Genomic DNA, 25,938 nt, shown 5'->3' with positions numbered 1-25,938 from the left:
AAAATTCCTTTCGCGCTGCAAAAATACGGGTTCAAAACTGATACATCACCTGTACTTTCGCTTCGCTTCGTTTGTTACCGTCGATTTCGCCGAGGCCCGAGCTGATCTTGTCGATGTCCGAATACCGCGTTTGCGACCACCTGAGCCATATTTTGAGCCCCTCCGAAACCATGTATCGCGCCATCAGATAATGCCGGGTGCCGGTATTGTAATAGGCCGGAACCGAGAATGTGTAGAGCATATCTTTCTCATACACATATTGCCGGCTATCGTAATCGTCGGTTTTGAAGAACGCGACGCGGCCACTGATTTCAATTTTTGAAAAATGCCAGGTGAGGTCCTGCACAACCGTGAAACCGTTAGAACCTCTTGCATGCCCGTCCTTCAACCTGCCATATTGCAACCGCGTCCGGAATGCGCATTTGAGCGGAACTTCGTAGTCACAGTTAAGCATCGCCGTCCGTTTGACAGATCTTAGCAATGGATCACCAGCGCCCGCATCCGGATCATTAATCTGTTTATGTTTTTCGTGAAACAGGAGGTATCCATTCAACCGCTTCGATGGTTTCCAGAGCAAATGCAGGAAATAGTCGAAGCCGCCCGACGGTTTATCGACCTGGTATTTCAGCCAGGGAAACCGGAAATAATCGAAATAGCCGCTCCATTGCCATTTTCGCGACGGCGACCAGCGGACGCCGGCATAAGCACCGCGCTCGTTGATCGGCCGGGTGGCCTCGCTGGCGGCATTGCCGTAGAATGTGTGAAAATTGCGTGCATAATGCCGGGCCATACCCGAAACGTCGAGCTTCCTGCCGATGCCCGCGATGGCACCGCCGATCGCACCGATGCCGCCGCTTCGCGATATAGCCGCTTCGGTAAAGAAGTGTACATTCTGCCATCGATAATCGCCGTGCAGGCCAGCGACGAGGTTTTGTTTGCCCGAAAATTCGTAGCGGTTGTAGGGCAGGTCACGTTTCCGGATAAATGAATTGTAATCGGTAAAAAGCGCCGTGAGCCCAACCTGGCCTTTTTGGGAGCCGGGCCTGTGCAGCAAATGGAAACCGATGTTCTGCTCGCGAAGCAAGTTGTGCTTTTCGATTTCCGAGGGCGTGCGATGGTAGCCGGTAACGGGAAGTGAAGTGGTGATGCCCGAATGAGTACTGTCCGCCTCCTGGGTCGCGTCGCGTTTGGTTCGGGAAGCTAAAATGGCCAGATCGGTTTGCTTCGTAATGCTCCATGTGGCCGTAACGCCCCTGAAAAAGTTGGCTTCGGTGGCCGAAGTATAAGGTTTGGCGCCGGTTGTGCTTCTGTAAACGGTGCGGATCACTTCCGAGCCCTTGCCTAGCGAGAGGCCCGCGCCAAAGAGCATTCCCTGCCCGGCTTGCATTTGAAAGTCGCCGATTATCAGGTTTTTAAGTTTGCCGCGGTTGGCGAGCTGGACGTGAAACGAAGTAAAATCGATACCCCAAATCTGCCTGTGCGCATTCCAGCACCATATTTTTTCTCCCGAATCCTTTTCCAATGTGATCCCGAAACTGTATGCGCCGCTCCTCGCATTCCGATAGCGGAGATAGCCATTGAACGGCGGCCCCTGGTATCGGGTACCTGCGCCGGAGTTGGAATCCTGCGGTGTGAAACCTTTCTGCCGTTCCAACAACTTCGCCGAACGGTACATCAGGAAATGCTGGCCCGGATTTCTCAACGCTTCCTGAACGGAAACCGCCCTGGTGCTGATTGTCACAAAGGGTAACAACCGCCGAATAGTGTAAATATCGAAACCTGGAATGGCTTGCAATTCATACAATGAAAGCAATGCACCGGCTTTGACGCGATAGTCGAAAAATGAACGGAGTTGCTCCTCGCTTAAAATAAATGTAGCCGCAAGATCGTCGGGCGTAGCCGTATTGAGGTCGAGCGGGTTGGTGTAAAGCTGTAAAAGCGATTCGTAAAGTTCTTCCGAATCGTCGGGCGGGATCGGAAAGAGCTCGGCGATGAAGCGGTTAATGTCGATTTCTCCGCGTGGCGGTTCTTGTGCAATGGAAGGCGCTGCCTGAAAGAAAAGCAATATAGTTACCCACAGGAAATACGCTGCATATTTCCCTTGAAGATCAAAAGCGTATGTGGTTTTCATCGATCTCGGCATACGCTTTTGATATGAATGAAAAGGTTAGAAGGCTTTCAAGCTTAAATCCAGACTTCGCGCCTGGTGCGTGAGCGCACCGCTGGATATGCCATCCACGCCGGTTTCGGCCACTGCGCGCAATGTTTTTTCGGTAATGTTGCCCGAAGCCTCGGTTTCGTACCGCCCGCCGATCCTTTTCACCGCTTCGCGCAGGTCGTCCAGATTGAAATTATCCAGCATGATAATATCCACCTGTCCCACGCGCAGCACTTCATCCACCTCCGCAAGGTTCCGCGTTTCGATCTCGATTTTCAGCTTCCTGCCTGTTTCTTTCAGGTATTTGTTGGCCCCCGTAATGGCCGCTTCGATGCCGCCGGCGTAATCCACGTGGTTATCCTTCAACATGATCATGTCGTAAAGGCCCATCCGGTGGTTCACGGCCCCGCCGATTTTCACCGCCATTTTTTCAAACAGCCTGAAATTGGGTGTCGTTTTGCGGGTATCGAGTAGTTTTACGGGCAATTCTTTGATCAAATCCGACATCTGCCTCGCATAGGTGGCGATACCGCTCATACGCTGCATAATGTTCAGCACCAGCCGCTCGGCTTTCAGGATCAGTCGCGCATTTCCTTCTACCGTAAAAACAATGTCTCCTGTTGATACGACGGAACCGTCGAAAAGTAACACATCAATTTTCGGACGGGGATGGTTGTAATATTTTGCGGTCTCATCGAAGATGATCTGCGCCACTTCCACTCCTGCGAGCACGCCGTCCTGCTTCACCAGCAGTTTGGCGCGTCTGGTGGCATTTTCGGGTACGCTGGCCAGGGATGAATGGTCTCCGTCTCCAATATCTTCCAGCAATGCAAGTCTGATAAGATTCCGGAGCTCGTGTGGATCAGTTTCCATTTTAATTAAAATTTACATCAGTAAGTCTGCTGCCGGTACGCCATGTTGTAGCGTATGGCAAACGTAAAAACATTGGAGTTGGTGGCCACATGCACATCCTGCGACCTGACCTTCCTGATCTGGTACCGGCCGTCGAGGAACAGGTTGTGGGCCAGGGAATAGGAGAGGCGTAAATCTGTAAATAATGTTCTCGCTTTGATGCCCTGACCGATCTTCTGATTCAGCTCGCTTTCGCCTTCGCGGTTCACGTGGCGGGTTTCGTAGCTCTTCGAAATATCGCCTCCATAGTTCATCAAAGGTTTGTCGGACGGGTCTTTACCCTGCATGGCCGACATTACGGTGCCGTAAATGGACAGTCTCGGGGTTACTTTATAACGCAAAATGCCCAGGTATTCCCGGAAATTCGCGCCCAGCGGGTGCGCGAGCGCCTGCCCATAATGCATATAGTTGCGCCCGCCATCCTTATGCGAGTAGGTATAGGGGCGCACGACGTTATATTCGGCCTGCAAATCCAGGTTTGGTATGCCAAAGGCATCCACATATTTGGCGCCGAGCTGGAAACTGTATTTGTTGGTCCAGGAGCCGCTGCCGTTGAAAAGGTATTTGGTCAGAAATTCATCCAATACAAACTGGCTGTAAATGGAAGCCGTTTTGCCTACGAGCCAGCGGAAATCGAAGCCGAGCAATGCGTTGTCCTGGCTACCGATGTAGGACTCCACGTAGCGGTAGAAGATAATGGGATTTAAATAATTCAGGTCGTAACCGCCGCCCACCGAATCGCGGTTGAAAACTTCCGCTTCAAATACGCCGAAATTGATTTTATCCGTGAGATTGACACTCAAATGGTGAATAGCCGCGAATTTCTTTCTTCTTAAAAATTCCGAGAATGCGTCCTCGCCGCCATCTATCATGCTGGTCCAGAGATTGGTATAATGAAACCGGCCGAGCTGGGTATCCAGGCGCAGGAACAGGTATGGGCTGCTGTTGTCCGAAAGGATCAGCGAGCGGTAACCGCTGCCGAATGTGTTGTAATCGTGCCCGAGTTTGACATTTACCGCTTTAAGCGGGCGGAAAGTAATATAACCGCGTGCCGAGAGGAAATCGGTGCCGTGGTTGCGCGTCTGCTTGGCCAGACCTTCCCCAGGGAAACTGTATTTGGGCGCAAAGCCGTTTACATACCGCGGAAAACGCCCCTGGTTATCGGAAACAAATGTGTAGAACCCAAGTTTTTCATTAATCATACCCCGGATTTCAACGCCCCGGCCGGTAAACCACAGCGTTTGCTGCGAAGTGGTGTCGTAGCTGTTGTCCTTTCCGATGAAATTGGTGGTAGTAAAATTGAAATGCAGGTCGAAATCTTTGTTGTGAATGCTGTACAGATCCGCGGGATGATGGAAAAACCTGCGTTTGCGGCCCGGCGGAGGTGATTTGAACCAGCCAAGCCGCGCGAGTTTGTTGTATTTGGCCGAATCGGTGGAGATCATGCCGTTGGTCCACTCCCAGCTGTCTTCCCTCAGATAATCGATCGTCTCCCAGTCCCGCTCGGTGAGGTCCACGGTACCTTCTTTCAGGATCGAATCGGTGAGGGCCACGACGGCCTTCCGTTCGAATGGCCTGGCATTGTAATGAAAGCCCTCGGAAAATTTGCCCCTTTTGATTTCCAAGCGATCGATAAGATGGTAATAATCGTCGTTTAGCGGAACGAATGAACTTTGCGCGTGTACGTATACCGAGGATACCAGTGTTAAAAGCAGTATTTTAAAATGCCGGATAATTCCTTGATACATAGGCAACAAAAATCTTCTAAACCCGCAATAAGCGCTTTTGCACGTAATTTTTAGAAATGGTCTTCCAAATTACGTCAATGAATTTGTATTATCTTGCATGGAGTAGCCTAAAAAACTGTCGCTTCCATGTTTTTACTTTCCCAAAAGCCTTCCATAGCAGATCATTACCTGGCCGAATTGCGTGACGTAAATTGTCAGAAAGACCGGATGCGTTTTCGCCGGAATATGGAGCGCGTGGGTGAGTTGCTGGCCTATGAATTGTCGAAAACGCTTACCTTCAAAACGGAAAAAGTAGAAACGCCCCTTGGTACCGCACCCTGCCGTTCGATGTTGCAACCTTTGGTACTTGCCACGATTCTCCGGGCCGGGTTACCTTTCCACCAGGGCTTCCTTAATATTTTCGATAAAGCCGATAATGCCTTTATAGGGGCTTACCGGGGGCATCATATCAATGCGGAGGAGGAATTTACAGTCGAAATGGATTACATCACAAGCCCCGACCTGACGGGTAAAATCCTCGTGATGATCGATCCCATGCTTGCCACCGGACGTTCGATGGAAAAAGTTTATCATGCATTATTACGTTTCGGGATTCCTTCGCAAACCCATATTGCATCCGTTATCGCCAGTCCGGAGGGCGTCGAATACCTGCAGCAAAGGATTCCGCAATGCCGCCTCTGGCTCGGCGCGGTGGATCAGAAGCTGAACGAGCAATATTATATAGTACCGGGCCTCGGCGACGCCGGCGACCTGGCTTATGGTGAAAAATAGCTCCGGCCGCGGCTCAGTTCAGCAGCTCGTCAAACATAATGGACACGTAGTACGTGCTGCCCACATTCGGACTTGCGTACGACTGGAAGTACGATTTCCCGAACAGGTTCGTCCCTCCAAGCTTGACGATCGATTTGATCGTCGGGAGTTTCCAACTTACCTGCGCGTCGAGGTTGTTGATCGCCGGCACCCGTGTATTAGAGAATACCGGCACATCGGTAGTGGTAGGCACCACGAAACTCGATTCCCACAAGAATGACTGCTGATAACGGTAAACTACATTGAAACCCCATCTGTTGGCGCTCGTAATGCGGCGGCCAACGCTTACATTGTACCGGTATTTTGGTGTGTTGAACTGCGAATACTGCACTTCCGGCGATGGTGTAAAATCTTTCAGTTCGTTATTCGCGAGATTTCCGCCGATATTGAACCCCTGTGGTAATGCGTAGTTTAAGCCAATGGCGAATCCGCGCGTGGTGATGGTCTCGGTAGTATTAACCGTCCGCGCGAATCCCTGGTAGTTTCCCACCCCGATACCCGATTCGATAGGCAGGCCCGGCGCGGCGGCGGCGGTAGGTACCACAATCACCGTTCCACCAATCAGGTTTTTGTATTTGCTGATATAATAATAGGCGTCGACAAACAGCTTGTTCGCGATAACGCCCTTATAACCGATTTCATAGGAAGCAATGCGTTCCGGTTTGAGCTTTACAGGCTGGTATTTGGGAAGTTTTCCCAACGCATATGCCTTGGCGAGGTCGGGAACGAGCGCGGGTACTTCCTTTGCCAGGATGCCCGGAAGTTGTGCCGCGAGCACGCCCGGAAGTGTCTGGTTTACCCCCGCCGTAATAGCCGCCTGTATGGCCGCCGGGTCGTTTGGAATGGTCCCCGCCTGCACCGCCTGGTTAACTTGTGCGGTTACCGCGGTAGTCACCTGCTGGGTTATGGTGGCCGTCGCTTGCTGGGTAACCACCACGGTAGCGTATTGCCGGGCGCTTTGAATCAGGGACGGGTCGCTCTGCACTACAGCTGCCACAGTGGCCTCCGACAGGTTTTGGCGGAGAATGCCGTTCGACAGGTTGTAACGGGCATCAAATTCCGGCAGGCCGCCTACGAGGGTGCCCGAGGGTGTCCTGAGGTCGATATACTGGTTTTGCGTAGTCGGAATGCGGAAGCCGGTCTGGTAGGAAAGCCGGATGTTGTGCTCCCCGAATGTGGTTACGGCCGATACCCTTGGCGTGAATTGGCCGTCAAAGTTCTCGTTTTTGTCGTAGCGGATCGAGCCGGTCAGTTTCAAATGGTCGGAAAGCAAAGTTTTGCCAGCCTGCGCAAACGCGCCCCATTCGTTGATCGGGATCGTTCCGTCGCGCCCTTCCTTGGTGTCGGCAAACAATGTACCGGCGGAACGCAGGGTGTAAAGACGATAATTAGCACCCGCGATCAGTTCCAGGAAGCGGATCTGGTTTTTGAAATTATAAAAGCCTTCGGCGTGGTACATATTGGTTTTATCGGCAAAACCGCCCCCGCCGTTTACAATGGGCATATTCCGGTACTTATCCAGCAGCTGGTCGAATGCCGCGCTGCCCGGCTGTGGCATTCCCTGGTCCGCTGCCTGTCGCGCAAGTACGTGCGCGTCCGCCTCCGCAGCGCCCGCGCCACGCGCAGTCACGAATGCCCCCACGTATTGCCCGAACCATGCATTGTTCGGCTTGATCTCGCCCAGCATCGACACCGCGGCCAGCCCCGAGAGGTAGGACTTCCCGGAACGTTCCTGCGTGGTATATGCCCGGACCGTAAAATTGTCGCCACGCAGTTCCAGTTTGGCCTGCGTAAGGTTGAAATCACGCAGGGAATAGCGGCCGGTGCCGGTGTAAACCGTCGTACCATAGCCATAGTTGACCTGCGCGATGGCTTCCACTTTCTCGTTCAGGCGGTAATGGAGTGCGGCGTTGGCTTTAAGGCTTTTAGTGTCGTAATCAACCAGGTCCTTTTCGCGGTAGCCCGTCCGGCTCACGAATGTATTCGGGACCAGGCCTACCGCTGCCTGCGGAATCTGCCCTGCCGCAGCGAGTGCCCTGGCGACCGCATTGATATTGGTCTGTATTTCGTCCCCGTATACATTCGTGCCGTCATAGTCCGGATCGGTACCTTTTCCGCGATTCGGGTCGGCGTTGCCGCCCACGTTCAGGTTGGTATAGTTGGTAGCTTCCCAGTCTTTGGCCTGGATGTAAGAGATGTTTACCTTGAATGCAAATTTGTTATTGAATGCCTTTGCATAGCGGATCGTCGCGTCGGCGAATGGCGTGGTGGCTTTCGAGCGGTTCTTTTCGTGCATGATGCCACCTTTCAGGTTCGCGCTCAATCCCTGGTACAGGAATGGACTTTTGCTGTTCATCAGGATTAAGCCATTCACCGCATTGGGACCATACAATGCCGACGCCGCGCCAGGGAGCACTTCCACACTCTCGACGTCGAGTTCGGACATTCCGATAATGTTGTCGATCGGAAAGTTAAGTCCGGGAGCCTGGTTGTCCATGCCGTCGATCATTTGAACGGTACGTGGGTTACCGGTAGCACCGAAGCCGCGCATGTTGACGGATTTGAACAAAACGCCCTGAGTAGTCATGTCGATGCCTTTCAGGTTCGCGAGCGCATCGTAAAAGTTGGCAGCCGGCGTATCGCGAATGCCCCTGATATCGAGCTTCTCCACAGCAACCGGCGATTTCATCACGCTTTCCTCCACACGCGAGGCGGCAACGACGATTTCCTTGCCCAAAATCGGTTGCTCTACCAGGCGGACGTCGAGGTTCGACATGCTGGCCGTCACCGGTATCTCCTGCGACTGGAAGCCAACCGAGCTGATAATGATGGTGAAAGGCGGGTTGGACGTTGTGGTCAGGGAAAATTCGCCTTTTGTATTCGTGATCGTGCCGGCCACTTTGCCCTGTATACGAATGCTTACGCCGGCGAGCGGCTCCTGAGTGACCGATTCGGTGACTTTTCCGGTTAAACTAATCTGTGCAAAAGAATGTTGGCAAAACAACAATGCAAAGAGAAAGAGAAGCGGATTTCTGCGGAATGGAGAAGTCGTTATCATGGTTCTTAATGGGTTGATGTTTAAAACAAGTTAGCAAGAAATCACATGTTTTATCAGAATGTCCTACTTTTTCTTTGCGTATTAATAATAATCGAATGTGAAATAAAACTCCCGGAAACGGACGCGTACAAGCTATTTAGTGAGCGGGTGAAGGATCGTTTTCTTGGCCACCAACTAATTTTCCGAAGCTTTTTAACCGGAACAGGTAGAGCATACTGGTGCTTTATCATTAGTTTTGAGGGATTTTATTTGACGTTATACAAAATATACCTTACACAACACAGATGCAGGATACTTATGTAATTATCATGGCGGGCGGTGTCGGGACACGTTTCTGGCCTTTCAGCCGGACAGATTTTCCGAAGCAGTTCCATGATGTGCTCGGCACGGGCCGGACGCTTTTGCAGCAGACAGTCGACAGGTTCGAAGGCGTTTGTCCGATTGAAAATGTCTATATAGTGACCAGTCAGGAGTATAAAGATCTGATCAAACAGCAGATTCCCGAGCTCACCGAAGATCAGATCCTCCTCGAACCGCACCGGCGGAATACCGCGCCTTGCATTGCCTATGCTTGCTACAAGATCGCGGCACGCAACCCCAATGCCAATGTGGTGGTGGCGCCCGCCGACCATATCATTTTAAAAGAGGATGTTTTCAAGGACACCATCAAAGTGGCGCTCGGCGCGACCCGTAACGAGGATATTCTTGTCACGCTGGGTATTCAGCCGACCCGCCCGGACACAGGTTACGGTTACATTCAATACATTCCCGACAAGCTGACGGTCAAGAAGGTAAAGTCGTTTACCGAAAAACCGCACCTGGAACTTGCATTGCAATTCCTCGACAGCGGTGATTTCGTCTGGAATGCCGGTATTTTTGTCTGGAACATCAATGCGTTCAAAAAGGCGCTGACGCAGTTCCAACCCGACATTGCGGAAATTTTCGATGGTGGAAACGAACATTACTATCTCGATTCCGAGGATGCGTTCGTTCAGCGGGCCTATCAGCATTGCGGCAGCATTTCCATCGACAATGGCATCATGGAAAAAGCCGAAAACGTGCACGTGGTACTCGCCAGCTTCGGTTGGTCGGATCTGGGAACCTGGAAATCGATGTACGAAGTGTCTGAAAAAGACGGCAACCTGAATGTTACCGACGGCAACCTGATCCTGCATAATACGACAAACTCGATCATCAAAACGCCGAAAGACAAGCTGGTGGTCGTTAACGGCCTCGACGGCTTCATTGTAGCCGAATTTGATGGCGTGCTGCTGATTTGCAAAAAAGACGACGAACAGAAGGTGAAGGAGTTCGTGGCGCAGGCCAAGGAGCTTGATCCGAAATATGTTTAATGTGGTTGGTTATTAAATGCATGCCGCAGAGAATCCAGGCCATATCGGCCTGGATTTGTTGTTTTAAAATAATGAAGAGTTTAATCAGGCGCCCTAATTAAAACTCATTCCTTCAACACCTTCTCGATCTCAAAAAACCTCACATCTGCCTTTACATGCTCTAAAATCCGCTGCGAGCGCTCCGGCCTGGCATCGGTAATGAAAACTTGCGCTAAAAATCCGGTATCGATCAGTTCGATCAATTTATGAATGCGCCGGTCATCGAGTTTATCAAAAATATCATCGAGGAGCAAAATCGGCGTTTTGCCTTTTTCTTCTTTCAATAGTTCGAATTGCGCCAGTTTCAGGGCGATCAAAAAAGACTTCTGCTGCCCCTGCGAGCCAAATTTTTTGAGGGTTACCCCGTCTATTTCGAACACATATTCATCCTTATGCACGCCCTTGCCTGTGCGCTGCGCATGTAGGTCGCGGCTGCGGTTGCGACGGAATTCGGCAGGGAAATCGCGGCTGGCTACTTCGCTTTCGTAAATCACATCCACTTTTTCATGGCCGCTGCTGAGAAATTCGTAATACTTATGGAACAGCGGGACGAATTTTTGCATGAACGTCGCACGGTATTCGTGAATGCGCTGTGAGAGGACGATCAGCGGTTCGTCGTAGGTTTCGAGCAGGTCTTCGTCGAGGTAATTGCGTTCGGCGAAGAGCTTCCAGCAAACCGTTTCGTTGGGTGAGTATTTTGTTGTATTGTAAAAAATCGGTCAGGTAGCCTGGTACCGCCTGGCCTAATACACCGTCGAAAAAACGGCGGCGCTCTTCGCTGCCTTCGCGGATCAGGTCGGTGTCGTCCGGGGCGATCAGGACCACCGGAAAAAGGCCGATATGGTCGCTCAGGCGTTCATAATGCTTTTTATCGGCCATGAATACCTTCCGCTGGCCACGTTGCAGGCTGCATGTGATCTGGACATGCCTGCCGTGTTCATTGAAGACGCCGTCGAGCAGGAAAAAATCGCTGGTATGGCGGATGCCAAGGGCGTCCTGGTTATGAAATGCGCTTTTGGTAAGAGTCAGGAAATAGATTGCGTCGAGCAGGTTGGTCTTGCCGCTGCCATTCTCGCCCACGATGCAGTTCACATGTTGCCCGAAAGTGAAGGCTTTCTCCTCATAGCTTTTAAAGTATGTAAGGTGGAGCTTTTCTAGCCACATGAACTTCTTTGTTATTTAGTTTATGCTTATTTTCGCAGATCATTGCGTGAGTACGGCAAAAAACAGACTCTGTTCAAACCACTACTAACTTTAAGACAAAGTTCTGTCTTTATAAACGAGAACCAAATACATGGCCACCGTTACTGAGAAAAAGAAAGCATCAGCCCCCAAAAAGTTACAGCATCCGAAGGAGCAGTATATGTTCTGGTTCGAGAATATGCTTTTACAACGCCGTTTTGAAGAGAAATCAGGCCAGCTGTACGGTCAGCAGAAAATTCGTGGTTTTTGTCACTTGTATATCGGCCAGGAAGCCTGCTCTTCCGGCGCGGTGAGTGCCTTGAAGAAGGGCGACAAATACATTACCGCTTACCGCGACCACGGTATCCCTCTCGCATTGGGCACCGATCCGAAAGCGATTATGGCGGAGCTTTACGGCAAAAAGACCGGTACTACCAAAGGTAAAGGCGGTTCCATGCACATTTTTGACAAGGAAAATAACTTCATCGGAGGTCACGGCATCGTAGGCGGCCAGATTCCCCTCGGCGCGGGTATCGCATTCGCGGAGAAATATAACAAAACCGATAACATCTGTATCTGCTATTTCGGCGACGGCGCGATCCGCCAGGGCTCTTTCCACGAAACGCTGAACATGGCGATGAGCTGGAAGCTGCCTGTGATTTTCGTGGTTGAAAACAATGGTTACGCAATGGGTACTTCGGTAGCGCGTACCTCCAATGTGACCGAGCTTTATACCCTTGGCGAAGCTTACGATATTCCTTCGGAGCCGGTTGATGGTATGAGTGTCGAAGCGATTCACGAAGCGGTTTCCCGTGCGGCAGAACGCGCACGCAAAGGGGATGGCCCGACTTTCCTTGAATTCCGCACTTATCGCTACCGCGGACATTCGATGTCCGACCCGCAGAAATACCGTTCGAAAGAGGAGGTAGAGGAATACAAACACCGCGACCCTATCGAGCAGATCCGTGCGGTGATCCTCGAAAACAAAATCGCTACCGAAGAAGAACTCGAAAACATCGATAAGAAAGTAAAAGATATCGTTGCGGAAGCCGTGCAGTTCGCCGAGGAATCGGAATGGCCGGATCCGAAAGAGGCGTACACCGACGTGTATGTTGAAAACGATTATCCTTTCGTAATGGATTAATCCATTCAGAAACACATGAATGAAAAACCCGCCGGATTACTTCGACGGGTTTTTTAAGTAATTTCAGCTTTTAGTAAACAGGCAGTGATCCTGTTTTGAATTTTCCACGTAGATTGAGTTCTAGTAATAATTTAAAGTATGTCCCTGGACCAGGATTTTGAACGAGAAGAAGAGGAGGATGGCGATGGCAAGGAGATGTCGTTCCTCTCGCATCTCGAAGAATTAAGATGGCATGTAATCCGTGCCGGCGCTTCGATTCTGGTGTTTGCTATCATCGCATTTATCTACATTCAGGAAATCTACCATTATGTGATCGTAGCGCCTTCCCGGCCCGATTTCTGGACGTACCGGATGCTTTGCAAGCTGTCGGAAATTACGGGCTATGATGACCTTTGCGTTAAGTCGCTGAATTTCAAGTTGCAGCTTATCGGTATGGGCGACGCGTTTACGATGAGTATGACGTCGGCGTTGATTGCCGGTCTGGTGTTTGCGTTTCCCTATGCTTTCTGGGAGCTGTGGCGGTTTATCGAGCCGGGTTTGAAGCCGTCCGAAAAGCGTTCGGCACGCGGGGCGGTATTTTATGTGACATTCCTGTTTTTTTCCGGTGTGCTTTTTGGTTACTACGTCGTGTCGCCGCTCGCCATCAACTTCCTCGCAAATTATACGCTCGATCCCTCGATCATCAACGAGTTCAGCCTTGCTTCCTACATATCGCTGGTATCGACGCTGACGCTCGCTTGCGGCGTTGCGTTCCAGTTGCCTATTGTAGTATTTGTATTGTCCAAAATCGGCGTGCTGACACCGTCGTTTATGAAAGAATACCGCAAGCATTCCATGATCGTCATCCTGATCGTAGCTGCGATCATTACACCTTCACCGGATATTTACAGCCAGATCCTCGTGGCAATACCGTTGTTCCTGCTTTACGAGGTGAGTATCATGGTGTCGGCAAAAGTGGAACGCGAGAAACTGCGCGAGGAGAAGCGGCTCGCCAAACTGGGAGGGACAACCACCGAAGATTGATAAGCTATTAAGCGATAAACCGCATACAGACCTCGGCCAGCCGGTCGAGGTCTTCTTTTTTGGTGCAAACCGGTAATCGCAATCCGCGTTACCGGAGCATCTGCTGGCGAAGGGTAGGGGAAGCACGAGGCCATAATGCCGTTTTCGAGCAGATGATCGAACAGCGCCGCGCTGGATGAGCAGAATACCGGATATCCGGGTATCGTTCTGAAATGCATGTCGCCGCTTGTATGCCGATTGAAATACGCTATGTTCTCCGTCAGCAATGTATGTGCAGCCACATATTTGTTTTCTTTGAGCAGCATTCCCAGCGCGAATGCGTACGCAGGTGCGGGTGGGGAAGCGCCGGCGTACCAGGGCGATTTCCGCACCGTTTCCACCACGCTGTCGGCTCCCCAGATAGCTCCTGCCGGAATTCCCAGGGCTTTGTTCAGCGACGAAACGAAAATGGTTTGCGGCAATAGCTTTTCGCCGATGCCCGAAGCGACGCCCCTGCCTCCCATACCGAGCACGCCTAGCGAATGCGACTCGTCGATTATCAGCCACACATCCGATGGGTTTTGAAGCGTATCGAAAAGAGTAAAATCATAGGTCTCTACCATCGGCGAACCTACCGCATCCGTGCATATGATGTGTGAAACGCCGGAATCGGAAGCGTTGATTTCCCCGACCGTTTGTACTGCCCACTCCCGCCATTCCGCATTGGTTCGCTGGAACGCATTGCCCCATAGTGCCGGATGAACCCCCGGAGCGTAGTGGTAGACGATCTCTTTTGGACGGGAATTCCTTCGGGCGATGTCCTCTATTTCTTTCATGAGCAGTTGCCCGGCCCACATACCCGAAGAAACGATCAAGGCGGCGCGGGTTTGCAGAAAATCGGATAGTTGTTGCTCCGTCTCATTATAGATATCGAGCCTCAAACTGTTGTTTCTGGAACCGCCGTAATGATTTCCGAAAGTTTCCGTAGCTAACAGCATATATCTACGAAGGTCTTCGTTGTGCCCCATTCCAAGGTAATCCGTTCCACTGAACCATAAAAATTCCCGCCCGTCGGATGTCTCGACGGTCCTGCCCGGGAGTTTGCTGGTGTGGTAGATTTTCACGGCGCGGATTACTGGAATTCCGGTTTCAGGGCAGCGCCCGTGCCGTTTCCTCCGGCATAGATCACTTTGCCGAAATCGAAGGTTACGCCGGTAGCCGGATCGTTACGAATCAGCAGAGAGCCGTCCATATCCACATAATCGAGCAGCGGAAGTAAATGCGCGATGACGGAAATGCCTACACTGGTTTCGGTCATGCAGCCGACCATCGTTTTCATACCGAGGGTCCTGGCTTTGGCGAGCATCCGCAGCGCGGCGGTAGGCCCGCCGCATTTGGTAAGTTTTACATTAACCCCATGGAACAGGCCGTGGCATTTTTCAACGTCATCTTCGGTAATGCAGCTTTCATCGGCAATAACGGGCAATGCGCTCTCCGCAAATACTTCTTTCATGCCCCGGATATCGTCGGCGGGAAGCGGCTGTTCGATAAACTCTACGCCTAATGCAGCCAGCTTCGGTGCTACCTCAATGGTTTTTTTCGCTGTCCAGCCACAATTGGCATCGACCCGGAAGATCGCGTCGGTATTTTTCCTTAATTCCTGAACAATGCGGAGGTCTTCGTCGGTCCCGAGCTTGATCTTATAAATAGGCCAGGGGAGTTCGCGCATCTTGGCTACCATTTTCTCCACGGTGTCAATCCCGATAGTGAAATTTGTCATGGGAATGCGCTCCGGAGAAAGGCCCCAGCTTTCGTACAGCTTCCGGCCTTTCTTTTTGGCAAAATAATCCTGTGCCGCTTCGTCCAATGCGCATTGTGCGAAAGAGTTACCGAGAAGGTAAGGGTGTGTAATCGTCCAAAGTTCCTCCGCCGAGCTGTAATCGCCTTTTTCGACAATTTCCTTCACGGTTTCCAGCGCGGCGATCATGTTTTCGATCGTGACGCCGTAATAGGGATTGGAAGTAGCTTCGCCCAGCCCCGAATATAGGCCGTCGTTCAGTTGCACGATCAGCGTCTGCTGCACATCGCGCGAGTCGTGCGCGATGGTGAAGGTGTGTTTCAGTTGCAGGTCAAAAGTGTGGTAGGTAAGCTGCATAGGTGTCAGAACTGAAATTTCATAGGCCTAATTCCGCATATCGAGGCCCCACGATAGCTTGTTTCTTAATGTATTCAAAAAACTGTCGTCTTTCATTTTGATCAACCGGGCAATGAAACCGGCTTTGCGTACGAGCAGCTGCGTATTTTCGTCGACAATGCGAGACCGAGCGTCGAGCGAGACGAGGAAGTTGCTGCTGCGGCTTTTTACTTCCAGGCGGATCACGGCCGTATCTTCGACCACGAGCGGACGCACGTTCAGGTTATGCGGACTGATAGGCGTAACGATAAAATTCTGTGAGTGCGGTACGAGCACCGGTCCGCCGCAGCTCAGCGAATAGCCCGTCGAGCCGGTAGGCGTAGATACGATCAGGCCGTCGGCCCAATAGGAGTTGAGAAATTCGTCGTTCAGGTACGTGTGCACCGTAATCATCGACGATGTATCCGTTTTGGTGATCGTGAAATCGTTCAAACCGAAATTCAGGCCGTCGAAAAGATCGATATTGGATTCTACCTCTACTAATGTACGTTCGTCGATGCGGAACTGGCTGGTTTCGAGTGCGGCGATCATGTCGGTAATGCGCTCGGGCGAAACGGTTGCCAGGAACCCCAGGCGGCCTACATTGATCCCGATGGCGGGTGTCTGGCGTTTGCCGACGTGCGAAATCGTTTCCAGTAATGTGCCGTCGCCACCCATGCTTACCACCAGCCGCGCGTCGAAAAGTTCCTCCGGCTTTTCGTAAACGAGCTCGGAGTGATGCGAAATGCCGGCCTGATCCAGGAACGTCCGGAAAGACTTTGACAGCTGAACCTCAACTTTCCGGCGTGACAGTTCATCAAACATGTTTTCAATGAAAGGTCTTGCGGACTCATTAAAGTTGCGTCCGTGAATGGCGATCTTCATGCAGAAAAAAGTAAAACTTGTGGTTTCACCCGAAAGATACGCGACAAATATGCCGATTCAAAAGCCGCAGGAACATTTGCCGGTTGCGGGATGCCTAGGTAGCCAGGTACCGCAAAAGCATATCCAGGCGTTCCTGATCGAGGCTTTCGATGGGGTCGTTGGCGTGCGCTTCCTCGATTTCATACCCGAAGCGTTCCAGCGTGGCGATAATAGGAGTAATGTGGGTCCGGTTCAGTTTCAGCGTTAGCCGGGCCTCGTTGGTGGGGTTATAAACTTCTCCGGAAGAATAGTAACTGCTGAGCACTTTCACGCCATTGGATTCGATCAAACGGCTGACTTCGGAAAGCGAATAGCTTCTTTCCTCAATTTTGAGCACGATAACGGCGCCTTTTTCCTGAACGCCCAGCTCGTTTACGAAGCGTTCGACAAGGTCGTTGACGAGAATGCTGCCGGCAAATGTGCGGTCCTCATGCAACACGGGGATAACCACCAGCCCGAACTGGTTCACAAGCCGCAGCAGTTCGTAAGGGTGCTGGTCTTCCGTCGCGAAAATGTCCTTATGCTGGATGATGACCTTGGAAAGATGCTCGGCGATATCGGGGATGTCGAAAAGAATGTCTTCCGAAACAATGCCCTGGTAAACGCCCGAATCGGCAACGACAAGCTGTTTTACCCCGAATTCATCCATCCAATCCAAAGCCGTACCCACCGAATCGGTCGGTTTCAGCACGGGGATCATGGGATTTATCAGAGTGGCTGCGAGCATGGGTCAGAACGTCATTTTCCGAAGCTATAAAAAAACAATATACAGATCAACTATCGTAACAAAAGAAATTTCACCGGAATTCCCTGGTTTTAAGCCATCGGCACTGTCACGTGTTTTTCGAGGAAGCTTTCCAGGATCACATTGAACTCGTGCGGGTGCTCCATCATCGGCGCATGGCAGCATTTATCGATAAAATACAATTCCGAATTGGCAATCAGCCGGTTGAATTCATAGCCTACATGTGGCGGCGTGATCGTGTCGTTCAAACCCCAGACAAGCAGCGTAGGAACCGTGATCTGGTGCAAATCCTTCGCAAGATTGTGCCGCTGAGCCGATTTGGCGATGCCCACGATGCTCATGCACTTCGGAATACTGGATGTAGTTTCAAAAACTTCGTCGATAAGCTCTTTCGTGGCCACCTCCGGATCGTAGAAGGTATAGGCTACACGTTCCTTGATATAATCATAACTTCCACGTTTCGGGAAGGAGCCACCCATCGAGTTCTCGAACAGGCCCGAACTCCCCGTGAGAACCAGCCGTTGTACGTTGTCCTGGTTTTTGAGGGTGTACAGCAAGCCGATATGCCCGCCCAGTGAGTTACCGATAACCGTAACGTTAATTAGATTTTTAAATGAAACAAAGTCTTCCAGAAAGGCGAGCAATGCTTCCAGACCGGCCTCGCGCGGCGGAAGTTCATAGATCGGAAGCAGTGGAATAACCACCCGGTAGCGACTTGAAAAATGGTCGATAATACCATCCCAGTTACTCAATGCACCGAAAAGGCCATGCAAAAGCAGTAATGTTTCGCCCTTTCCCTCGTCGATAAACTGAAACCTGCCTTCTGCATGTACTGTATATTTCATTCTTTTTGTGGATTTAAGACCATTTATAACTTATCAAAGAAACTAGTGCATGATTAGGATACTCTACAAAACTAGTTATTTTTTTGATTGTTCAATGAGCCAAAGTAAGAAACGCTTTCCGAATTTCTTGTAAATATTATATTAATAATAAAAGAATTAGTCGAATAACATAGAATGGTGCAATTCTGTTCACTTGCTGCTTCCGCCGGCCGGCGTTGTTGAACCGGGTATATTTTGGTTGGTCCTGTCTTAAACCAATTATCCACCGGTTACAGGACGAAGCGCATAAACACGTCCCGGCTCGGGGTAGCCGCGTTTCTGAGTGTAACCGAAATTTAGCCAGAAATACTATTCAAAAGGTATTAGAAAAAAATTAAATACGACTGCAAATTCTTCGATTCCATAGAAATGGCCAAGATATCCTGCCTGTTAACTGCCGTTTGCGCTACCCTGTTCGTCTCCGTCGCGCTGCATGCGCAAACCGAAATGCCGCTTTATCCGGGGAAGATTCCCAATGCGATCGAGGCGGAGAACCAGGAGACGAGCAAGGACAACGTCGTCCGGGACGTGTCGATACCTACGCTTACCGCGTTCCTTCCGCCGGCAGGTATGGGAAACGGCACGGCGGTGATCGTATGCCCCGGAGGCGGCTACGGCGTGCTGGTGATCGAACGGGAGGGCTACCGCGTGGCAAAGGAGCTGAACAGGCAAGGTATTGCCGCATTTGTACTGAAATACCGCCTGCCAAGCGACCGTACGATGAAGGATAAGTCGATGGGGCCATTGCAAGACGCGCAGCAGGCCATCAGGACGGTCCGTGAAAGAGCGAAGGAATGGCACGTAGATCCTGCGAAGATCGGCATTATGGGCTTTTCGGCGGGCGGGCATCTGGCGTCCACGGCCGGTACGCATTATGACAGCAGTTTTATCGACAATCCTCAAAAAACGAGCCTCCGTCCCGATTTCATGGTGCTTGTTTACCCGGTTATCAGTTTTGAGGGAAAAATTGGGCACAAGGGTTCTTCCGCCAATCTGCTGGGGCCGTCGCCATCTGCAGAGCGTGTGCGGTATTTCTCCAACGATTTGCAGGTTACGGCATCTACGCCCCCGGCATATCTCACCCACGCGGGCGACGATACGGTCGTGCCGGTATCCAACAGCCTTCGCTTCTACGAAGCATTGAACGCCAAAGGTATTGCCGCCGACATGCACATTTACGCCAGGGGGCAACATGGCTACCCAAAAGTGCCTTCATTCGACGAATGGTTCGGACGGTGCCTCCAATGGATGCGGATAACCGGCTTCCTGCCTGAAAAGTAACCCGGGCAACGGCACGCTACGCTTCAAATCCAGTTTTGTAAAGGCCGAGTTGACGCTGATGTAGTCCGGGATGGCCATTTTCAGGATGGCGACCATACGTTCGGCCTGGCCGGAATCCAGTGCTTCCTGTAAAACAGACATGCATTGACGCATGCAAAAACCGATTGATTTGGAGAAAGGAATGCTTTTTATCTGTCCACATTCCTTTTCAAACGCACCAACCTCCACGGCCGGTTCTTCGCATAGTTTTTCACCGGGCCTCAATCCGGTGAACTGAACCTCGATATGAGCCTTCCCCGAAAGGCGGATCATTCTTTTCGCCACATCCATAATCTTCACCGGCCAGCCCATGTCGAATGACAGAATTTCACTGCCCTGGCTGGTGGCAGCCGCTTCCAGAACGAGCTGGCAAGCTTCGGAGACGGTCATCATATACCGCTGCGCATCAGGGTGCGTAACGGTTACCGGCCCGCCCTCGCGGATTTGTTGTGCAAAACGCAGCAGGAATGAGCCGTTCGAACCCAGTACATTTCCAAAACGGGTGACAACGAACTTTGTCTGGCAGGGATATTCCTTACTTAAATGTTGAAGATAGATTTCCGCCAGGCGCTTCGTGGCGCCCATTACACTGCCGGGTTTCACGGCTTTATCGGTTGAGATGTAAACGAATTTGTCGACGCCGTGGGATAGTGCGAGGTCTGCCAGGATTTCGGTGCCCAGGATATTGGTTTTAATGGCCTCGTAAGGATGCCGTTCCATGAACGGGACGTGCTTGTACGCGGCGGCATGGAAAATGACGCGGGCGCCCGATTGCGCAAGGATTTGCGCCATGCGCGAGGCGTTGGTGATATTCGCTACCTCGCTGAGCACGTGCACCCGCGGGAATTTGTGCTTGAGAAAAAGGTCCAGATCGTGCAGCGGGGTTTCTGCCTGATCCACCAGAATGACCTTCGCCGGGGCGTATGTGCATACCTGTGAGGCGAGCTCGCTGCCGATCGTCCCTGCGGCACCGGTAATCATGACTATCCGGTCCCGCATTTCGCGGATGATATTGCGAGGATCAAGTACAACCGGTTCGCGGCCGAGGAGGTCTTCCGGCGCGAATGTGCCGAATGGATAGGTGTGCTGTTTTGTTTGCATCGGGATATCGTTTAAGATAATGGATATCCTTGATACGTCCGATCGGACATTTGGTCACAAAAAAAGAGCTGCAAAAATGTACAGCTCTTTTCGCAAAGTATTAATTACAAATCTTTATATCAGTTTCTCGAAAATACCGGGGGCCAGACCGAACAGGATTGTCAGGAAGGTAGCCAGGACCAGAATGATCTGATAGAATGGCGCCACGCGGATTTTCACCGTGTCGCCCTCTTTAAAATAAGAAGAAATGATAACGCGGAAATAATAGTAAATACCGACAGTCGACATCAATACGGCGATCACCGTTATCCACATAATGCCGCGCTCGGCCGCGCTGGTAAAGATGAAGAATTTCCCCCAGAAGCCCGCTGTAAGCGGGATACCTGCCAGCGACAGCATGGATACTGCCAGTACGAATGCCAGCAGTGGATTTTGCTTTGCCAAACCATTGAATGCTTCGTAGCGATCATTCGGTTGGCCTTCGATGCTTTTCTCTTTCGAAACGAGTATCAGTACCCCGAACGCCGCAATGGTGGAAAGCGAATAGGCGAGGGAGTAAAAAATAATGGCGTTCTGGCTGGGTTTGGTAAGAGCAGTCAATGCGATGAGCAGGTAGCCGGCATGCGAAATACCCGAGTAAGCGAGCATTCTCTTGAAGCTGGCCTGGCTCGTTGCGCCGATGTTCCCGACAAGCATCGTAAGCACCGCGATGGCCGCGATTACGATCCACCAGAAGTTGTAGATGGCGAAGGAATGATTCAGCAAGCGGAATAATGCCGCAAAACCGGCCGTTTTCACGATCGTCGACATGAAGGTCGTGAAAATCGTAGGAGCTCCTTCGTAAACATCCGGCGTCCAGAAATGGAACGGCGCGGCCGACACTTTGAAGAGCATACCGATCAAAAGCAGCAGCAAACCTGCGTAGAAAATGTAAGACGGTGCGCTAGCAGGCATGTTGGACGCGAAGCCCTGGATGGCAACGAGTTTGAAGGAGCCTGTCGCACCGTAAAGCAGGGTCATGCCGAAGAGCATGAAACCCGTGGCGAACGCACCCATCAACAGGTATTTCAACGCCGCCTCATTGGAGCGGAGATTACGCTTATTGCTTCCCGTGAGCACGTACATGGCAACGGAAAGGATCTCGACCCCGATGAACAGCATGATCAGGTGATCGAAACCGATCATCATGATGGCGCCTACGAGCGAAAACAGCATCAGTCCATAATATTCGGCCGGTTCGGAATCCGTATTGTCCTGGAAACCACCCGAAATGGCCGCGATCATGAATGCCGACAGCAAAACGATCCCGTTGAATGCGAGCGTGAGGTTATCTACCCGCAACATGTCGTGGAAGTAGAGAAACGGCCCCTTTCCCCATTCGATGAAGTTGCTTCCCAATGCGATTGCGAGGAAAAGCAGGGTAGCTGGCAAGAGGATGTTCTTGGATTTTGAAAAGCCCAGGAAAAGCGTTAACACTCCAAAAACCGACAACAATATAATGGGATACATATTCTTAACTTAGTTATTGACCAGTTGCAACAGTTGGTTTACAGCGGGCTCTGTTATTTTCAGGAATGTGCTTGGGTAAATACCGATCCAGAATACCATGATTACCAGCGGCAGCAGAACGGCGCGCTCGCTGGCGGTAAGGTCCTGGAAGCCTTCCACCCATTTCGATTTCGGCCCGAACATGGATTTTTGGAAGAGACGGAGCATGTACACCGAACCGAGAATGATCGTCAGACCGGCCACCGCGCCCAGCCAGCTCTTGTATTGGAATACACTCGAAAGCAACAGGAATTCACCTACAAAACCGTTGGTAAGCGGCAATGCGACGCTGCCAAGCAGCAATACCATAAAATACACGCTCAAATGCGGCGTGCTTTGGGTGATGCCCCCAAGCTGGTCGAGATAGCGGGTTTTGGTTCTTGAATAAATGATATCGACGATAAAAAACAGGCCGATCACGTTGATGCCGTGCGCGAGCATCTGGATCAGCGCGCCTTGCAGGCCATTCAGCGAAGAAGAGAATACGCCGGCAGCCATCAGTCCTACGTGCGCGAAGGACGAATAGGCGATGAGTGTTTTCATATCGCTTTGCTGGATCGCGATGATCGAACCGTAAATGATGCCGGTTACAGCCAGGATCATCGCCAGGAAGCCCCATTGCTCCATACCCGCAGGTACAATGGGCAGCAGCAGGCGGATCAATCCGTAAACTCCCATTTTCAGCATAATACCCGATAGCAGCATGGTGGCCGGCGTAGGCGACTCGGTGTAGGTGTCGGGTTGCCAGGTATGGAACGGAAAGAGCGGCATTTTAATCGCGAACGCAATGAAAAACGCCCAGAACAGGAAGCCTTGCGCCGCCGGGCTCAGTTGCAGCTGATAAAATGCCGCGATTTCGGAAGTATGCGTGCCCGGTGTCTGGTAATACAAATAAACCAATGCCACGAGCATGAACAAGCTCCCGAAAATGGTGTAGATGAAGAACTTGAAAGTGACCTTGATGCGGTTTTCGCCACCCCAGATCGCCGACAGGAAGTAAACCGGTATCAGCGCCGCCTCGAAAAAGAGGTAGAACAGGAACGCGTCCGTAGCGGTGAAAACGCCGATCAGCGCGGCCTCCATAAAGAGGATCAGCGAGTAGAACGATGCCGGGTTTTTGTATTCGTTTTTAAATGCCGAAAGAATGATTAGCGGCGTCAGGAAGGTTGTCAGCAATACCAGCAGCATGCTGATGCCGTCGATGCCCGCAGCGAAAGAAATGCCTCCGGAAGCTACCCATGCGTATTTAAACCCAAATTGAGAACCGGCTGCGGGGTCGAATTGCAGCCAGGTGAAAATAGCGACGCCCAACGAAGCAAGGCCACCAATCAGCGCGAGCTGCTTTGCCAGGCGTTCGCCGGACAGGAGGGTGATAACGCCTGCCGCTATCGGTAAAAGTATTAAAAGAAGAGTAAGCATATTTTCAAGTCGACGGTCCGAAACTAGTATTGAACGGATTGATGAATGATCGGATCAGAGTAACAGCTTCCAGAATAATATCAACACGATACCTATCACCATCGCGAACACATATTCGCCGGTGGAGCCGGTTTGTGTTTTTCTCAATAGCTTCGCTATCAGGTTGACCAGCCCGGTAAACGCCTCGATGATCAAATCGATCGTGATCTCGCCGAAGCTGTACAGGATGTTGGAAAGCGTTTTGATTGGTTTTACAAATACCGCATCGTATAGTTCGTCGACATAATACTTGTTATAAACCACACGCTGCAAGCCTGATTTTTCTTCTGAATCGGGGGCTGGTACCGCACCTTTTTGTACGTACATCACATAAGCGGCGATGGCGGAAATCAATGCAGCAGCAACTGAAATCGCCATCAGCATATATTCTTCCGAATGCGAAAGGGAAGTATGCTCGAACGCAGCCGGATTTGCAGTTTTGGCCAGATCATACAACGGGCTCATGAACTGGGCCAACTGGTGCGACCCGTGCAATGCCTCAGGAACACCGATGAAACCACCCAGGGCAGAAAGAATGGCGAGGATGATCAACGGAATGGTCATCGAAGCAGGTGATTCGTGCAAATGGTGCTCCTGCTCGTGCGTGCCGCGGAAGGTCCCGAAGAATGTCAGGAACAACAGGCGGAACATATAGAAGGAAGTCATGATCGAGCCCAGCACACCGATTACCCACAGGATTTTGTTGTGTTCAAAAACGTGGGCAAGGATTTCATCTTTCGAGAAGAAACCTGCAAGTGGCGGGATACCTGAAATTGCCCAGGTTCCGAAAAAGAATGTAATGAACGTAACAGGCAATTTTTTTCTCAAACCACCCATCGACCGGATATCCTGCTCGTCGGACATGGCGTGGATCACGCTACCGGCGCCGAGGAAGAGCAATGCCTTGAAGAATGCATGGGTGATTACATGGAACATGGATGCCGAATAGGCCATCACGCCCAGGGCCATAAACATATAACCCAGCTGACTAACTGTGGAATATGCCAGTACTTTCTTGATGTCGTTTTGTAAAAGGCCGATCGAAGCGGCGAACAATGCGGTAGCGCCACCGATAATGCCCACGATTTCGAGGGTTGAAGGCGCCAATGAATAGAGCACGTTGGATCGGATCACCATGTAAATGCCCGCGGTAACCATCGTAGCGGCGTGGATCAGGGCCGAAACGGGCGTCGGGCCGGCCATCGCGTCGGGGAGCCAGGTATACAGCGGTATCTGTGCCGATTTACCCATCGCACCCACAAAAAGAAACAGCGTAATGGTAATTATCACCGGATCGCCTACCTGGAAACCGGCGGCCGCTTTGCTGAAAACCTCCGAGTATTCGACCGAACCGAACGTAGCAATGATCGTGAAGATACCCAGCAGGAAACCGAGGTCTCCTACACGGTTCATGATGAATGCTTTACGGGCTGCATTGTTGTAGCTGGTGTTCTTGTTCCAGAAGCCGATGAGTAGGTAAGAGCAAAGTCCCACACCTTCCCAGCCGATGAACATGATTACGTAGTTCGAGCCAAGCACCAGCAGGAGCATGAAAAACAAAAACAGGTTCAGATAAGCGAAAAATTTACCAAAACCTGAATCGTGATGCATGTAGCCGATCGAATAAATGTGGATCAGCGAACCTACGCCGGTGATGATCATCAGCATCAGCAACGAAAGCTGGTCGACCTGGAAGGAGAACGGGATATTAAGGTCGCCGACGGTGATCCAGTCGAAGAGCGGTACTATAAACGGCTGACTGCCCGAGGTAACGAACGCATTGAACGTCATGACCGACAGCGCGAAGCTGGCCACCACCGCCAAAGTTCCGATAATGCCTACTGCGCCTTTGGGGATGTTGGGAAATCCGATTCCGTTGATCAGAAAGCCTGCGAGCGGCAACAGCGGAATCAGGATGAGTAATGATGCAGACATGTCTATTTTTTAATCTTTAATCTCTTGGTTTTGACCGGTTAGTGCGCCGAAATCTTACCATTTCAGCTTGTTGAGGAACCCGATATCCGTATTTCTGGTGTTGCGGTAAATCATTACGATAATGGCGAGCCCCACGGCTACTTCGGCGGCTGCTACGGCCATAATAAAGAATACGAAAACCTGTGCGGAAGGATCGGACCGGTATGAAGAGAATGCGATCAGCAGCAGGTTTGCGGCATTCAGCATCAATTCAATCGACATGAAAATGATAATCGCATTCCTGCGCGTAAGCACACCGATAATGCCGATTACAAATAGTAAGGTGCTGAGAATTAAATAGCTTTGAAGTGGGATATTTTGAATAACCGCTGGTATGTTAACCTCTGGCATGGTGGGGTTTGGGATCATAGCAGGTTTACCTTATTGGATATCCGGTTAAAATAGT

19 protein-coding genes and 1 pseudogene are annotated in these 25,938 nt (G+C 51.2%); 5 read left to right on the top strand and 15 right to left on the bottom strand.

What is annotated here, in order from left to right; translation table 11 throughout:
* Positions 1-31 precede the first annotated feature (31 nt).
* From ABV298_RS13555 to ABV298_RS13545, 3 genes are read right to left on the bottom strand one after another with little or no spacing between them, the layout of a single operon-like run.
* A complete protein-coding gene (locus ABV298_RS13555; protein WP_353722616.1) occupies positions 32-2,131 on the bottom strand; it encodes a helix-hairpin-helix domain-containing protein in 2,100 nt (699 codons plus the stop codon).
* Positions 2,132-2,167: 36 nt separating this feature from the next.
* A complete protein-coding gene (gene nadC / locus ABV298_RS13550) occupies positions 2,168-3,031 on the bottom strand; it encodes a carboxylating nicotinate-nucleotide diphosphorylase (protein ID WP_353722615.1) in 864 nt (287 codons plus the stop codon).
* A 17-nt stretch (positions 3,032-3,048) separates the two neighbouring features.
* Positions 3,049-4,818 (bottom strand): capsule assembly Wzi family protein, encoded by a 1,770-nt coding sequence (locus ABV298_RS13545; RefSeq protein WP_353722614.1) that lies wholly within the window; start codon positions 4,816-4,818, stop codon positions 3,049-3,051.
* 126 nt (positions 4,819-4,944) lie between these two features.
* Between ABV298_RS13545 and upp the strand changes: the two genes are divergently transcribed.
* Entirely contained in the window at positions 4,945-5,589 is a 645-nt protein-coding gene (gene upp / locus ABV298_RS13540) for a uracil phosphoribosyltransferase (protein WP_353722613.1), read from the top strand.
* A gap of 13 nt (positions 5,590-5,602) precedes the next feature.
* On the opposite strand, the gene ABV298_RS13535 is transcribed toward upp, so the two are convergent.
* Positions 5,603-8,686: a carboxypeptidase-like regulatory domain-containing protein gene (locus ABV298_RS13535; protein WP_353722612.1), complete on the bottom strand. Its 3,084-nt coding sequence runs from the start codon at positions 8,684-8,686 to the stop codon at positions 5,603-5,605.
* 284 nt (positions 8,687-8,970) lie between these two features.
* Here ABV298_RS13535 and ABV298_RS13530 point away from each other — a divergent pair, with 284 nt between their 5' ends.
* Entirely contained in the window at positions 8,971-10,038 is a 1,068-nt protein-coding gene (locus ABV298_RS13530; protein ID WP_353722611.1) for a mannose-1-phosphate guanylyltransferase, read from the top strand.
* Between the two features lie 104 nt (positions 10,039-10,142).
* Here the strand turns inward: ABV298_RS13530 and recF are convergent.
* A pseudogene (recF, locus tag ABV298_RS13525) lies at positions 10,143-11,241 on the bottom strand (DNA replication and repair protein RecF).
* 130 nt (positions 11,242-11,371) lie between these two features.
* Between recF and pdhA the strand changes: the two are divergent.
* Both pdhA and tatC read left to right on the top strand, forming a co-directional pair.
* On the top strand, positions 11,372-12,403 hold the full coding sequence (pdhA, locus tag ABV298_RS13520; RefSeq protein ID WP_353722610.1) for a pyruvate dehydrogenase (acetyl-transferring) E1 component subunit alpha: 1,032 nt from the start codon (positions 11,372-11,374) through the stop codon (positions 12,401-12,403).
* Positions 12,404-12,541: 138 nt separating this feature from the next.
* Entirely contained in the window at positions 12,542-13,426 is an 885-nt protein-coding gene (tatC, locus tag ABV298_RS13515; protein ID WP_353722609.1) for a twin-arginine translocase subunit TatC, read from the top strand.
* Here tatC and ABV298_RS13510 read toward each other — a convergent pair.
* The 5 genes from ABV298_RS13510 to ABV298_RS13490 all read right to left on the bottom strand — a co-directional run bounded on the left by ABV298_RS13510 (position 13,327) and on the right by ABV298_RS13490 (position 18,092).
* A complete protein-coding gene (locus tag ABV298_RS13510; RefSeq protein ID WP_353722608.1) occupies positions 13,327-14,529 on the bottom strand; it encodes an aminotransferase class I/II-fold pyridoxal phosphate-dependent enzyme in 1,203 nt (400 codons plus the stop codon). The two genes, tatC and ABV298_RS13510, sit on opposite strands and share 100 nt — an antisense overlap.
* An 8-nt stretch (positions 14,530-14,537) precedes the next feature.
* Positions 14,538-15,560, bottom strand: a complete 1,023-nt coding sequence (locus ABV298_RS13505) for a dipeptide epimerase (protein ID WP_353722607.1) — start codon at positions 15,558-15,560, stop codon at positions 14,538-14,540.
* Between the two features lie 27 nt (positions 15,561-15,587).
* Positions 15,588-16,463 (bottom strand): NAD kinase, encoded by an 876-nt coding sequence (locus ABV298_RS13500; protein WP_353722606.1) that lies wholly within the window; start codon positions 16,461-16,463, stop codon positions 15,588-15,590.
* Positions 16,464-16,557: 94 nt separating this feature from the next.
* Positions 16,558-17,229, bottom strand: coding sequence for a CBS domain-containing protein (locus ABV298_RS13495; RefSeq protein ID WP_353722605.1), 672 nt, complete (start codon positions 17,227-17,229; stop codon positions 16,558-16,560).
* Positions 17,230-17,318: 89 nt separating this feature from the next.
* Positions 17,319-18,092, bottom strand: a complete 774-nt coding sequence (locus ABV298_RS13490; protein ID WP_353722604.1) for an alpha/beta hydrolase — start codon at positions 18,090-18,092, stop codon at positions 17,319-17,321.
* Between the two features lie 408 nt (positions 18,093-18,500).
* Here ABV298_RS13490 and ABV298_RS13485 point away from each other — a divergent pair, with 408 nt between their 5' ends.
* Entirely contained in the window at positions 18,501-19,412 is a 912-nt protein-coding gene (locus tag ABV298_RS13485; protein WP_353722603.1) for an alpha/beta hydrolase, read from the top strand.
* Here ABV298_RS13485 and ABV298_RS13480 read toward each other — a convergent pair.
* The 5 genes from ABV298_RS13480 to nuoK all read right to left on the bottom strand — a co-directional run bounded on the left by ABV298_RS13480 (position 19,344) and on the right by nuoK (position 25,883).
* A complete protein-coding gene (locus ABV298_RS13480) occupies positions 19,344-20,552 on the bottom strand; it encodes a polysaccharide biosynthesis protein (RefSeq protein ID WP_353722602.1) in 1,209 nt (402 codons plus the stop codon). The two genes, ABV298_RS13485 and ABV298_RS13480, sit on opposite strands and share 69 nt — an antisense overlap.
* Before the next feature lie 114 nt (positions 20,553-20,666).
* On the bottom strand, positions 20,667-22,061 hold the full coding sequence (locus ABV298_RS13475; protein ID WP_353722601.1) for an NADH-quinone oxidoreductase subunit N: 1,395 nt from the start codon (positions 22,059-22,061) through the stop codon (positions 20,667-20,669).
* Positions 22,062-22,070: 9 nt separating this feature from the next.
* A complete protein-coding gene (locus tag ABV298_RS13470) occupies positions 22,071-23,519 on the bottom strand; it encodes an NADH-quinone oxidoreductase subunit M (protein WP_353722600.1) in 1,449 nt (482 codons plus the stop codon).
* Between the two features lie 54 nt (positions 23,520-23,573).
* Positions 23,574-25,493, bottom strand: coding sequence for an NADH-quinone oxidoreductase subunit L (gene nuoL, locus ABV298_RS13465; protein ID WP_353722599.1), 1,920 nt, complete (start codon positions 25,491-25,493; stop codon positions 23,574-23,576).
* A gap of 54 nt (positions 25,494-25,547) precedes the next feature.
* Complete coding sequence (gene nuoK, locus ABV298_RS13460; protein WP_169409448.1) at positions 25,548-25,883, bottom strand: NADH-quinone oxidoreductase subunit NuoK; 336 nt, start codon at positions 25,881-25,883, stop codon at positions 25,548-25,550.
* Positions 25,884-25,938 lie beyond the last annotated feature (55 nt).

The organism is Dyadobacter sp. 676 (genome assembly GCF_040448675.1).
In the GTDB taxonomy this organism is placed as follows: Bacteria; Bacteroidota; Bacteroidia; order Cytophagales; family Spirosomataceae; genus Dyadobacter.
This window is presented reverse-complemented; position numbering and strand designations above follow the sequence as displayed.